This is a genomic window from Pseudomonas jinjuensis (genome assembly GCF_900103845.1).
Lineage (GTDB): Bacteria > Pseudomonadota > Gammaproteobacteria > Pseudomonadales > Pseudomonadaceae > Pseudomonas > Pseudomonas jinjuensis.
In genome coordinates, this window is record NZ_FNIJ01000011.1 from 181,458 (window position 1) to 194,560 (window position 13,103).

The 13,103-nt window shown below is 63.8% G+C and carries 11 protein-coding genes; 10 read left to right on the top strand and 1 reads right to left on the bottom strand.

Annotated elements, in window-relative coordinates:
• Window positions 1-195: 195 nt before the first annotated feature.
• The 10 genes from BLR75_RS17015 to BLR75_RS17060 all read left to right on the top strand — a co-directional run bounded on the left by BLR75_RS17015 (window position 196) and on the right by BLR75_RS17060 (window position 12,590).
• A complete protein-coding gene (locus BLR75_RS17015) occupies window positions 196-1,383 on the top strand; it encodes a lipid-transfer protein (protein WP_084311235.1) in 1,188 nt (395 codons plus the stop codon).
• 64 nt (window positions 1,384-1,447) lie between these two features.
• Window positions 1,448-1,888 carry a MaoC family dehydratase N-terminal domain-containing protein gene (locus BLR75_RS17020; protein ID WP_084311236.1) on the top strand — a complete coding sequence of 147 codons (441 nt, stop codon included), beginning with the start codon at window positions 1,448-1,450 and terminating at the stop codon, window positions 1,886-1,888.
• Window positions 1,889-1,898: 10 nt separating this feature from the next.
• Entirely contained in the window at window positions 1,899-2,318 is a 420-nt protein-coding gene (locus tag BLR75_RS17025; RefSeq protein WP_084311237.1) for a MaoC family dehydratase, read from the top strand.
• Window positions 2,319-2,440: 122 nt separating this feature from the next.
• A complete protein-coding gene (locus BLR75_RS17030; protein ID WP_084311238.1) occupies window positions 2,441-3,271 on the top strand; it encodes an SDR family NAD(P)-dependent oxidoreductase in 831 nt (276 codons plus the stop codon).
• A 17-nt stretch (window positions 3,272-3,288) separates the two neighbouring features.
• Window positions 3,289-4,440, top strand: a complete 1,152-nt coding sequence (locus BLR75_RS17035; RefSeq protein ID WP_084311239.1) for an acyl-CoA dehydrogenase family protein — start codon at window positions 3,289-3,291, stop codon at window positions 4,438-4,440.
• Between the two features lie 15 nt (window positions 4,441-4,455).
• Complete coding sequence (locus BLR75_RS17040; protein WP_245726162.1) at window positions 4,456-5,148, top strand: DUF2889 domain-containing protein; 693 nt, start codon at window positions 4,456-4,458, stop codon at window positions 5,146-5,148.
• A gap of 86 nt (window positions 5,149-5,234) precedes the next feature.
• Window positions 5,235-6,803 carry a long-chain-fatty-acid--CoA ligase gene (locus BLR75_RS17045; RefSeq protein WP_084311241.1) on the top strand — a complete coding sequence of 523 codons (1,569 nt, stop codon included), beginning with the start codon at window positions 5,235-5,237 and terminating at the stop codon, window positions 6,801-6,803.
• A gap of 301 nt (window positions 6,804-7,104) precedes the next feature.
• Window positions 7,105-8,667: an arylsulfatase gene (locus BLR75_RS17050; protein ID WP_084311242.1), complete on the top strand. Its 1,563-nt coding sequence runs from the start codon at window positions 7,105-7,107 to the stop codon at window positions 8,665-8,667.
• 88 nt (window positions 8,668-8,755) lie between these two features.
• Window positions 8,756-11,095: an arylsulfatase gene (locus tag BLR75_RS17055; RefSeq protein WP_084311243.1), complete on the top strand. Its 2,340-nt coding sequence runs from the start codon at window positions 8,756-8,758 to the stop codon at window positions 11,093-11,095.
• 46 nt (window positions 11,096-11,141) lie between these two features.
• A complete protein-coding gene (locus BLR75_RS17060) occupies window positions 11,142-12,590 on the top strand; it encodes a DUF1254 domain-containing protein (protein WP_217633616.1) in 1,449 nt (482 codons plus the stop codon).
• 212 nt (window positions 12,591-12,802) lie between these two features.
• On the opposite strand, the gene BLR75_RS17065 is transcribed toward BLR75_RS17060, so the two are convergent.
• The gene (locus tag BLR75_RS17065; RefSeq protein WP_084311244.1) at window positions 12,803-13,093 is read right to left on the bottom strand and encodes a hypothetical protein; all 291 of its coding nucleotides are present in this window, start codon (window positions 13,091-13,093) and stop codon (window positions 12,803-12,805) included.
• Between the last annotated feature and the right edge of the window lie 10 nt (window positions 13,094-13,103).

Sequence of the window (13,103 nt, forward strand, 5' to 3'; positions counted from 1 at the left end):
ACGCAGTGAAGCCCAACGACGGCAATGTTGGGCTTCGCAAGCTCAGCACCAACCTACGAGACATGTGCTCGAACCCACTCCATGCCACTCCCCATGGGCGGGATACACCACCCCCCGCTTGCGCAACCATTGATCCATCAATAAACCCGGCTCGACTGCCAGCCGGGACACTGTCAACTGAGCGTGGAGAAGAAGATGTCGCAGAAAACCTATGTCGTTGGCGTTGGCATGGTCCCGTTCGCCAAGCCCGGCGCGAGCAAGTCCTACATCGAGATGGGCGCCGAGGCCGTGCGCCTGGCACTGAAGGACGCCGGCCTGGATTTCAGACTGATCCAGCAGGCCTATGCCGGCTATGTCTACGGCGACTCCACCTGCGGCCAGTCTGCCCTGTATGAAGTCGGCATGACCGGTATCCCGGTGATCAACGTCAACAACAACTGCGCCAGCGGCTCGACCGCGCTGTTCCTCGCCCGGCAGGCGGTGGAAAGCGGGGCGGTGGATTGCGCCCTGGCCTTCGGTTTCGAAGAGATGCAGCCGGGTGCGTTGAAGAGCTTCTGGACCGATCGCGAACCGACCATGGGCAAATCCTATCGCGCCGCCTCCGAAGTCTTCCCGGAAGGCGCCGGCATGCCGGGTGCGCTGATGCTCTTTGGCGGCGCCGGTCGCGAACACATGCAGAAGTACGGCACCAAGATGGAAACCTTCGCCGCCATCCGCGCCAAGGCCAGCCGCCATGCGGCCAACAACCCGCTGGCGGTGTTCCGCAAGGTGGTCACCACCGAGGACGTGATGGCCGACCAGGTGGTCTGGGAAGGCGTGATGACCCGCCTGATGGCCTGTCCGCCGACCTGCGGCGGCGCTGCGGCGATCCTCGTATCCGAGCGTTTCGCCAGGAAGCATGGCCTGCGCACCGACGTGGCCATCCTCGCCCAGGCGATGGCTACCGACACCCCCGATGCCTATGAGCCGCCGTCGATGATCAGCGTGGTCGGCACCGGCATGACCCATGCGGCTGCCCAGCAGGTCTACGAGAAAGCCGGCGTCGGTCCGGAAGACATCCGCGTCTGCGAGCTGCACGACTGCTTCGCCCACAACGAGCTGCTGACCTACGAAGGCCTGGGCTTCTGCGCGGTGGGCGAGGGCGAGAAGTTCGTCCTGGATGGCGACAACACCTACGGCGGCCAGGTGGTGGTCAATCCGTCCGGCGGCCTGCTCTCCAAGGGCCACCCGCTGGGCGCCACCGGCCTGGCGCAGTGCTATGAGCTGAGCCACCAGCTGCGCGGCACCGCCGAGGCCCGTCAGGTCGAAGGCGTGAAGCTCGCCCTGCAGCACAACCTCGGCCTCGGCGGCGCCGGTGTCGTGACCCTCTACGGTCGCGGCTGATCAGGCACGACACGCGCGCCCGGTAGGGCGCGCCACTTCAAGACAACAACAGGAGCCAACCGAAATGGCAGACAAGAGCCTGATCGGCCGATCCACCGGCACCACCACCAGCGAAGTGGAGAAGGGCCGCCTGCGTTTCTTCGCCAAGGCCATCGGTGAAACCAACCCGATCTACAGCGACGAGGCCGCCGCCAGGGCTGCCGGTTACAAATCCCTGCCGGTACCGCCGACCTTCCTGCTGTGCCTGGAAAGCGAAGGCCGCAATCCACAGGCCATCGTCGAGGACGTCATGGGCTTCGACCTCGGCCGCATCCTGCATGCCGAGCAGGAGTTCACCTATCACCGCATGGCCTTCGCCGGCGACGTGCTGACCTTCGATACCCGCATCGCCGACGTGTACGAGAAGAAGGGTGGGGCGCTGCAGTTCGTGGTCCAGGAAACCCGCATCACCAATCAGGACGGCGAGCACATTGCCGATCTCCGCTCGTCCCTCGTCCAGCGCTGAGGAAATGGCCATGAATATTCCGCAATACAGCGATGTGCAGGTTGGCGACGAGCTGCCGCTGATGAAGCTGCGTCCGGTCGACCGCACCATGCTCGCGCTCTATGCCGGCGCTTCCGGCGACCACAACCAGATTCACATCGACATCGATTTCGCCCGCAAGGCGCGCGTCCCGGACGTATTCGCCCACGGCATGCTCTCCGCCGCCTACCTTGGTCGCCTGCTCACCAGCTGGGTGCCGCAGCCGCAGATCCGCAAGATCGCGGTGCGCTTCACCGGCATCACCCAGATCGGCCATATCCCGCACCTGAGCGGGCGTGTCGCCGAGAAATTCGAAGCGGACGGCGAGAAGCGCGTGCGCCTGGAAATCCAGTGCGCCAACCAGTACGGCGAACCCAAGATCGTCGGCGAAGCCGTGGTGGCGCTGGCCTGATATCCCATACGAACAAGTCGTAGGGCGGGTGCAACCCGCCAGGTGGCCACTCCGGCCCGGCGGGTTGCACCCGCCCTACGGCTGAAGCAGACAACCGAACAAGAAAACACAGGTAAGGAACAATGAAAAAGCTCGAAGGTAAAGTTGCCCTGGTGACCGGTTCCGGTCGTGGTATCGGCCGCAGCGTGGCCCTGAAGCTGGCCGCCGACGGCGCCCGCGTGGTGGTCAACGATCTGGACCAGGCGCCCGCCGAGGAAGTGGTCGCGGAAATCCGCGCTGCCGGCGGTGAAGCCGTTGCCTGCGTGGGCAGCGTGACCGCCGTCGACTTCGCCGACCGTTTCGTGCAGACCGCCGTGCAGAACTTCGGTGGCATCGACATCATCGTCAACAACGCCGGCTACACCTGGGACAACGTGATCCAGAAGATGTCGGATGAGCAGTGGTACGCGATCATCGATTGCCACCTGACCGCTCCGTTCCGCATCCTGCGTGCCGCCTACCCGGTTATCAGCGCCGCCGCCAAGGCGGAAGCCGCTGCCGGCAAGGTCGTGCACCGCAAGGTCGTCAACATCTCCTCCGTCGCCGCCGCCGGCAACGCCGGGCAGACCAACTACTCCACCGCCAAGTCGGGCATCCTCGGTATGACCAAGACCCTCTCGAAGGAGTGGGGCCGTCACAAGGTCAACGTCAACGCCGTCGCTTTCGGCCATATCGAGACCCGCATGACCCAGGCGCTGGCCGGCGAGAACAGCAAGACCGTGAACATCGAGGGCCGCGAGATCAAGGTCGGCATCCAGCAGTCCGCCATCGAGGCGAGCAAGATGATGTGCCCGCTGGGTCGCCCGGGCAGCCCGGAGGAAGCCGCCGGCGCCGTCTACCTGTTCTGCATCCCCGAGTCCGATTTCGTCTCCGGCCAGGTCCTGGTCTGCGGTGGCGGCCTGGGCACCGTGTGACCTGAGAGGAATTCGTCATGCAACTGGATAACTACCGTTCCGCCTGGATGACCGACGACCTGTCGGCTTTCGGCGACAGCATCCGCCGCTTCGTCCGTGAGCGGATGGCGCCGAACGAGGACAAATGGCGCGCACAGCACCAGGGCGACCGCGAAACCTGGCTGGCCTGTGGCGAGATGGGCATGATCCTGCCCGACGTTCCGTCCGAGTACGGCGGCGCCGACGGCACCCCGGCGCATTACGCCGTGATGCTGCAGGAGCTGGCCTACGGTGGCGCGGCCAGCATTGCGCTGAGCATCAGCCACATCGTCGGCCACTACATCCTCGCCAGCGGTACCGAGGAGCAGAAGCGCCAGTGGCTGCCGAAGATCGCCTCGGGCGAGTGCATCTGCTCCATCGCCATGACCGAGCCGGGCACCGGCTCCGACCTGCAGGGCGTGCGTACCCGCGCGGTGAAGAAGGGCGACAAGTACGTCATCAGCGGCTCCAAGACCTTCATCAGCAACGGCCAGCTGAGCGACATGGTGGTCGTGGTCGCCAAGACCGACATGGAAGCCAAGGGTTCGCAGGGTATCTCGCTGTTCATCGTCGATACTAGGACCCCCGGTTTCATCCGTGGCAAGTGCCTGGACAAGATCGGCATGCCGGGCCAGGACACCTCGGAGATGTTCTTCGACGAGTGCGAAGTACCGGCCGACTGCCTGCTCGGCGGCGCCGAGGGGCAGGGCTTCTACCAGCTGATGCAGCAGTTGCCCTACGAGCGCGCGGAAATCTCCATCCAGGCCGTCGCGCAGATGGAGCGAGCCCTGGCGCTGACCGTGGAGTACACCAAGGAACGCAAAGCCTTCGGCAAGGCGATCCTGGACTTCCAGAACACCCGTTTCACCCTCGCCGATGTGAAGGCCACGGTGGTCGCCTCGCGCACCTTCGTCGACCTGATCATCCAGCGCTGGGTGGATGGCAGCCTGGATACCACGCTGGCGTCCATGGGCAAGTTCTGGCTGACCGAGCGCCAGGGTGAGGTCATGGACCGTTGCCTGCAGTTCTTCGGCGGTTTCGGCTACATGAACGAGTACCCCATCGCCCGGATGTACGCCGACGCCCGCGTCGCGCGTATCTACGGCGGCGCCAACGAGATCCAGCGCGAGTTGGTCGGTCGGTCGTTGTAACAGTGGATCAGGGCGGTGTTCAGCCACGAGAGCGCCGCCCACACCGCCAGGGAAGGCCTTTCAACCAGCGGGCTGTCGTCAGCCTGCCAGCTACAAGAGAAGACTGCGATGGCGGAACACGCATCGGAAAACCAGCGGCGGCGCCTGCTGCACACCCGGCAGGTCAGCTGTGAGGGTTACCTGCGCGAGGATGGCCTGTTCGAGTTCGAAGGACGGCTGCGCGACACTAAGTCGTACGACACCACCCTGCTGTTCAGCAGCATTTCCGCCAACCAGCCGGTGCACCAGATGCTGATGATCATGACGGTCGACCGGGACCTGGTGATCCATGACCTGAAGGCAGTCACCGAGGCTGGCCCGACGCCGTTCTGCCGCCAGATAAACGGCGCCTACGCGGCCCTGAAGGGGCTGCGTATCGGTCCAGGCTTCAAGAAGCGGCTGCTCGAACGCGTGGGAGGAGAGCAGGGCTGTACCCACCTGACCGAGCTGCTCGGTCCGATGGCGACTACCGTTTACCAGACAGTTTCCATGCTCGCCTACGGCACCCCGAGGGAGCGGGCGGCGGTCGACCGGGCCAGCGAGTTCGCCGGCAACAAATGGGTGATCGGCACCTGCCATGCCTACCGTCGCGGTGGCGAAGCCGAGAGAAGACTACTGGCCCGCAGCCGATCGGCCGAATCGCCGGCATTGGCTGCAGCCGTCGATTGAAGGCCCGCAGAGGGCATGAGTGATCAGGCGTTGCATGCGGCGAACACAGAGCGCATCCGCCAATGACAACAAGAGTGGAGGTTCAGATGTACATCACCCAGGGTTTACACCGCCACATGCAGCAGCGCCCCAATGCCACTGCCATTCGCAGCCAGGGGCGCAGCGTGACGTTCGCCGAGCTCGGCCAGCGCGTCGCCCGGCTGGCCGGCGCGTTGAAGGGGCTGGGCATGGCCAGCGGCGACTGCATCGCCATGCTCTCGCGCAACTCCCAACGCTACATCGAGTACAGCCTGGGCGTGCCGTGGGGCGATGGTGTGCTGAACCCAGTCAATACGCGCTGGAGCGTCGCCGAGATCGTCTACTCCCTGGATGACTCGCAGTCGAGCATGCTGGTCGTCGACGATACGTTCAAGGACATGGGCGGGGTCATCGCCCAGCAGGCGAAGACCATCCGCCACGTGATCTACGCCGGCGACGAGCAGACCCCCGAGGGCATGCTGTCCTACGAGGAACTGATCGCTGCCGCCGAGCCGGTGGAGGATGTGCGCCGCAGCGGCGACGCGCTGCTGGGCGTTTTCTACACCGGCGGCACCACCGGTTTCCCCAAGGGCGTGATGATCAGCCAGAACAACCTGGCCTTCGCCTCGCTGGCTTCCCAGAACAGGGGCTTCTTCAAGTGCGGCACGGCATTCCTGCATGCCATGCCGATGTTCCACCTGGCCGATTTCTCCGCCATGTACAGCTTGCTGGTGTCGGGTGGGGTCCATGTGATCCTCCCGGCATTCACCGGCGAGGCGGCCCTGCAGGCCATCACCCGCGAAGGCGTGTGCGACCTGATGCTGGCACCGACCATGATCCAGATGCTGCTCGATGCCCGTGACGCCAGTCCGGAATGGGCCGGGGTGGAGCTGGAGTCGATCTGCAACATCATCTATGGCGCTTCGCCGATTTCCCCGGCGCTGCTCGATCGTGCCTGGGCGGCATTCCCGGCTGCACGGTTCTTCCAGGGTTATGGCATGACCGAGCTGACCACCGGTGGAACCCTGCTCGACCCCGAGTACCACTGCGCGGAACACCAGGCCAGCGGCAAGATGTATTCGGCCGGTCGGGCGATCAATTGCGTGGAAATACGCATCGTTGACAGCGAGTCCCGCGAGCTGCCGCGCGGCTCGGTAGGGGAGATCGCCGTGCGCGGTCCCAACGTCATGCTCGGCTACCTGAACAAGCCGGAAGCCACCGCCGAGGTGCTGAAGGACGGCTGGATGCATACCGGTGACGGCGGCTACATGGACGAGGAAGGCTTCGTCTACATCGTCGACCGCCTCAAGGACATGATCGTCAGCGGCGGCGAGAACGTGTATTCCGCCGAGGTCGAGAATGCCATTTCCAGCCATCCCGCCGTGGCGCAGTGCGCGGCCATCGGCATCCCCTCGGACAAGTGGGGCGAGTCGGTGCACGCGGTGATCGTGCTCAAGCCCGAGCATTCGGCGAGCGAAGAGGAAATCGTCGCCCATTGCCGCGAACGCATCGCCGGCTACAAGTGCCCGCGCAGCGTGGAATTCCGTGAGGCCATGCCGCTGTCGAGCGTGGGCAAGATCCTCAAGAACGACCTGCGCAAGCCCTACTGGGAAAACCACTCGCGCAACATCGCCTGAGCGGAGCCGGATCTTCGCGTGCCTGGCCGAGGAGGACGGGCGCGCGAAAGGACCGGCGACTGCATCCCGACCTTCCAACCAGCCGCCCTGCGGGGCGGTTGCCGGAAGTTTTCCTGCCTGAAGATACCCACTTTCGTTGCCCCGCCATGAGCATGGCGTCCTGGTGGTTGGGCGGTGCCCATGGAGTGGGGAAGGAGTGGGGTGGTCTGGCCGGAATGGGCGGGTTCCTGCACAAGCCGAGAGGAATAGCATCCGTTCATGGGCCGACCGGTCCGCAAAACAAGAACAGAGAACTTGCGAAATGAAGAGATTGAACAAATGTCTGCCCAGACTCGGCCTGGCAGCATCATTGCTTGGAGCTGCGCTGAGCGTCGATGCGGCGGACAAACCGAACGTCCTGGTGATCTTCGGCGACGACATCGGCTACTACAACATCAGCGCCTACAACCAGGGGATGATGGGTTACGAGACGCCGAACATCGACCGCATCGCCCATGAAGGCGCGTTGTTCACCCACGCCTATGGCGAGCAGTCCTGCACCGCTGGCCGCTCTGCCTTCATTCTCGGCGAACATCCGTTCCGCACCGGCCTGCTGACCATTGGCATGCCCGGTTCCGAGCACGGTATTCCGGACTGGGCGCCGACCCTGGGCGATGTGATGAAGCAGCAGGGCTACACCACCGGCCAGTTCGGCAAGAACCACCTCGGTGACCGCGACAGGCACCTGCCGACCAACCATGGCTTCGACGAGTTCTTCGGCAACCTCTATCACGTGAACGCCGAGGAAGAGCCGGAAACCTACTACTACCCGAAAGATCCGGAGTTCCGGAAGAAATACGGCCCGCGCGGCGTGATCCATTCCTATGCCGACGGCCGCATCGAGGACACCGGCCCGCTGACCCGCAAGCGCATGGAGACCATCGACCAGGAGTTCGTCGAAGCTACCGAGAACTTCATCGACAAGGCGCACAAGGCCGACAAACCCTTCTTCGTGTGGTTCAACAGCACGCGCATGCACGTCTGGACCCACCTGAAGAAAGAGTCGGACGGCAAGACCGGGATCGGCCTGTATCCGGATGGCATGGTCGAGCACGACGGCCAGGTCGGCCAGTTGCTGAAGAAGCTCGACGACCTCGGCATCGCCGACAACACCATCATCGTCTACACCACCGACAACGGTGCGCAGAAGGCCAGTTGGCCGGACGGCGGCACTTCACCGTTCAATGGCGAGAAGGGCACTTCCAATGAGGGCGGGCACCGGGTACCGATGCTGGTGAAGTGGCCGGGCGTGCTCAAGCCGGGCAGTCACTACAACAACATGATCGCCCTCAACGACTGGATGCCGACCCTGGCCGCGGCCGCTGGAAACCCCAACCTAGTGGCTCAGTTGGCCAAGGGCAGCGAGCTGAACAGCAAGCAGTACCGGGTGCACCTGGACGGCTACGACTTCCTGCCGTTCTTCAAGGGTGAAGCGAAGGACAGCCCGCGTGAGGAGTACTTCTATTTCGGGCAGGGTGGCGAGCTGAATGCGCTGCGCTGGAACGACTGGAAAATCGCCTTCGCCAGCTTCGAAGGTTCCGTCTCCCGGGCGTCGCGCACGGTCCCCAACTGGCCGAGCCTTACCAACCTGAAGGCCGATCCCCTTGAAACCGCGCGTAAGGATTCAGGGTTGTCCGCGCGCTGGGCCGCCGACCAGATGTGGCTGTTCGTGCCGGTACAGGCCGAAATCAAGAAGTTCATGGCGACACTGGGGCAGTACCCCTTCCAGGAAGGCGAGAACCTCAACCCGGCCAACATCAATTACCAGAGCCTGGCGATCCGGAAAGCCCTGATGGGTTTGCAGAAATCATCTGCCGAGCAGTGATCCCTCAGGGGGCTGCGCGCCTCGCAGAACCCTTGGAACGCCTGCAACAGGGCCAGCAACTTTGGGGCCCATTCAGTTAGGAGCAAGCATGTTCATTCAGAAGAAAGTGCGCGCCCTGGGCTTGCTGCTGGGGCTTTGTGCCCTGGCGATCCAGGCGCATGCCGAGACGATCCTGCCGAAGCCGGACTACCACTATCCGGGATATGTCGGGCGCACCAAGCTCGACAGTGATCCGCCGCAATTCCCGCCGCTGGAACGGCCGCCGAAAGGCGCACCGAACGTGCTGGTGATCCTGCTCGACGATGTCGGTTTCGGCCAGTTCGACGCATTCGGCGGCGCTGTGCCTTCGCCGAGCCTGGACAAGCTCGCCGCCGATGGCGTGCGCTTCAACCGTTTCCACACCACCGCGCTGTGCTCTCCGACCCGCGCCGCGCTGCTCACCGGGCGCAACGAGCACCAGGCCAACTTCGGGGTGATCTCCGAGCTTGGCATCGGTTATGACGGTTATACCGGTATCCTGCCGAAGAGCACCGGCACCGTCGCCGAGGTCCTCCGGCAGAACGGCTACGCCACCGCGCAGATCGGCAAGAACCACAACACGCCGCCCTGGGAAACCAGCGAAGTGGGACCGTTCGACCGTTGGCCGACGGGCCTCGGCTTCGACTACTTCTACGGTTTCAACGGCGGGGATACCAGCCAGTTCGAGCCGATCCTCTATGAAGGGCACAGCCTGGTGCCGCGCTCGAAGGACCCGAACTACCACCTGACCACCGACCTGGCCGATCACGCCATCACCTGGGTCAACAAGGCCAAGGCCATCGACCCGCAGCGGCCGTTCTTCCTCTATGTCGCCCCCGGCGCCGCCCACTCGCCGCACCAGCCGCCGGCCGACTGGCGCGACAAGTACAAGGGCCAGTTCGACATGGGCTGGGACAAGTACCGAGAGCTGACCCTGGAGCGCCAGAAGAAGCTCGGCGTGGTCCCGGCGAACGCCCAACTGACGCCGCGCCCGGCCGATCTGGCCGCCTGGGACTCGCTGCAGCCGGATCAGAAGCGCCTGTATTCGCGGATGATGGAGCTGTTCGCCGCCTTCAGTGCGCATACCGACTACGAGATGGGACGGATCATCGACGCCGTGCGCAAGCTGCCGGACGGTGACAACACCCTGATCATCTATATGGTCGGCGACAATGGTGCCTCTGCCGAAGGAGGGATGGATGGCCGCACCAACGAGTTCTCGATCTTCAACGGTGTGCAGGAAACCTGGCAGAGCAATCTCAAGGTCATCGACGAGCTGGGCGGGCCGAAGCATTTCAACCACTTCCCCTCAGCCTGGGCGCATGCCATGAACACCCCGTTCCAGTGGACCAAGCAGGTCGCCTCGCACTTCGGTGGTACGCGCAACCCGCTGGTGATTTCCTGGCCGGCGAAGATCAAGGACAAGGGCGGCCTGCGCAGCCAGTTCGCCTATGTCACCGACATCACGCCGACCATCCTTGAGGCCGCCGGCATCGAAGCACCGAGCGTGCTCAATGGCGTGACGCAGAAGCCCATGGATGGCATCAGCATGCTCTACACCTTCAATGACGCGAAGGCCAGGGACCGCCGTCGGGGTCAGGTGTTCGAGCTGTTCCGCAATCGCGGCATCTACCAGGACGGCTGGTTCGCTTCCTCGATTGGTTCCACGCCGTGGAATCCGGATCGCGACGAGTTCGACGTGGATAAGACCACCTGGGAGCTGTACAAGATCGACGACGATTTCAGCCAGGCCCATGACCTTGCCGCGCAGTATCCGGAGAAGGTCAGGCAGATGGATCAGCTGTGGTGGGCCCAGGCGCAGAAGGCCAACATCCTGCCGCTGAACTGGGACGGCGTGAAACGCTTCAACGCCGAGCTGATGGGCCGCCCGAGCCTGGCGGCCGGGCGCAAGCAGTTCGTCTACAACGGCGCACTGGCGGCATTGCCCGAGGGTAATTCGCCGGGGCTGCACAACCGTTCGTTCTCGGTGACGGCGGAGGTCGAGTTGCCGGAGAGGGCCAACGGCATGCTCTTTACCCAGGGCGGTTTCACTGGCGGCTGGGGCTTCTACCTCAAGGATGGACACCTGATCGCCGTGCACAACTACCTTGGCATGGCCAGCTACCGTGTGGACAGCGAGTTGGCGCTGCCGGCCGGCAAGACCACGCTGAAGATGGACTTCGACTACGCCGGCAACGCCAAGGAACGCGGCAAGGGCGGCACCCTGCGCCTGTCGGCCAACGGTAAGGTCATCGCAGAAGGGAAGGTGGAGCGCACCGTGCCATTCATCTACTCGCTCTACGAGGGACAGGACGTTGGCCTGGATTCCGGCTCCGCGGTATCGGCCGACTACACACCGCCGTTCACCTTCGAAGGCAAGCTGGACCGGGTGACGGTGGACCTTCGCTGAGTTCTCGGACGCTCCTCGATATCAATAAGAGAAAGGACAAATACACATGCTGAGAAAATGGCTCGCAACCTTCCATGCCGTGGCAATCCTCGCGATCGCCACCCTCCCTGTGGCTGTCGCCCAGGACCAGGGCAAGCCCGCGACGATGAGCCCTGCGGCACAGGCCCAGGCGATTTCCGAGGAGGAGATCCAGGCCATTGCCAAGGACGCCTACGTCTATGCCTACCCCCTGGTACTGACGCACCTCACCTTGCAGCAGTTGAGCAACTTCGCCGAGCCGAACGAGTCGGTCCGTGGCCCGGCCAACCGGTTCTATCACGCTCGCGGGTTCCCGGACCCCAGCCGCAAGACCGTCATTCGCCCGAACGTCGACACCCTCTACTCGGCTGCCGTGCTCGACCTGAAGGCCGAGCCGGTGGTGCTCTCGGTACCGGCCACCGACCGCTACTTCCATCTGCCGATTCTCAGCCTGTGGACTGATGTGTTTGCCGTGCCCGGCACTCGTACTACCGGCCGGAATACGGCGCGCGATTTTCTCGTGGTCGGGCCGCAGTGGCACGGCATCGTACCGGCAGGTCTGGAGGTGATCAAAAGCCCGACCCGCTATGCGTGGATCATCGGTCGGACCCAGACCAACGGCGTAGCCGACTACGCGAAAGCCCACGCGATCCAGGACACCTTCAAACTGGTGCCGCTCTCCGCCTGGGGTAACGGCACGTACGTAGCGCCCAAGGGCCAGGTCGACCCGACCATCGACATGAAGACGCCGCCGCCGGCGCAGGTGAAAAAGATGGACGCGGCCACCTTCTTCGGCCGTTTCGCCGAGTTGCTGAAGGACAATCCGCCGAACCCTAACGACTACCCGATGATCCATCGCCTCGAGCGGGCGGGATTCACGGTAGGGCAGAGCTTCAACCTCGCAGCGGCGCCAGCGAGCGTCCGGCAGGCATTCGAACGCGGTTTCGCCGACGGCATGGCGCAGGTGGCGACCGAGGGCAGGAAGGCCGCCGGCATTGGTGGTCAGGGATGGATCTACACGACACGTGCAGGCGCATACGGGGTGGACTACAACTACCGCGCCGCCGTCGCCAACTTCGGTTTGGGCATGAACCTGCCGCAGGACGCGATCTATCCCTCGCTGGCGAAGGACAGCGAAGGCCAGCAACTCGATGGCAACAACCGCTACGTGTTGCACTTCGAAAAAGGCAAGCTGCCGCCGGTGGATGCCTTCTGGTCGGTGACGGCCTACGACACCGACGGCTACTTCATCCCGAACCCGCTGAAACGCCAGGCGATCGGCGACCGCGACAAGCTCGCCAGCAACGCCGACGGCTCGCTCGACCTGTATATCCAGGCAGAGTCGCCCGGAGCGGACAAGGAAGCCAACTGGCTGCCGGTCGACAAGGCACCGTTCAACCTGCTCATGCGCCTCTATTCGCCGCGCGGGGAAATCGTCGATGGCTCCTGGACGCCGCCGGCGGTGGTACGGCAGTGAATAGCCGGTGAGGTGCCTGGTCTGGGCTGGTCTCCGAGGGTAGAGCGCACCGTGCCTTGATTCCGCGTCCGTGGTGTCGAACGGCTACATGCCGCCGCTTACCTTCGACGGCAGGCTGGATCGGGTGACGATGGACCTGCGCGGATATCTCGTATGAAACCGGGGCCAGCAAATGGCTCCGGTTTGAGGACAGCGTTGAGTTCGTCGTGCCGTCAAGCGAACGTCGCAGGGGCGCGGGCATAGTTCACTGGGTTCATCGCGTGGTTGATGAACATGATGAGATGGTTGCCAACCTGATGTTGGTTTTGCCCACCAGCCGGAGCATTGAACAGCCGCTTCCACTTGGTCATGCCCGGCGGCATGTCGGCAACCTCGATTTCTTGTAGCAGCCGCTCGATTTGCGTGCCGCTAAAGCTAAAGCCACGTTTGGTGTAGGCCAGAACACGGCAGGTAGAGGTAGCGTCAAGGTGCAGTGAGCTGAAAGGGGCAATCCGCGTTGCCAATGCCTGTCTT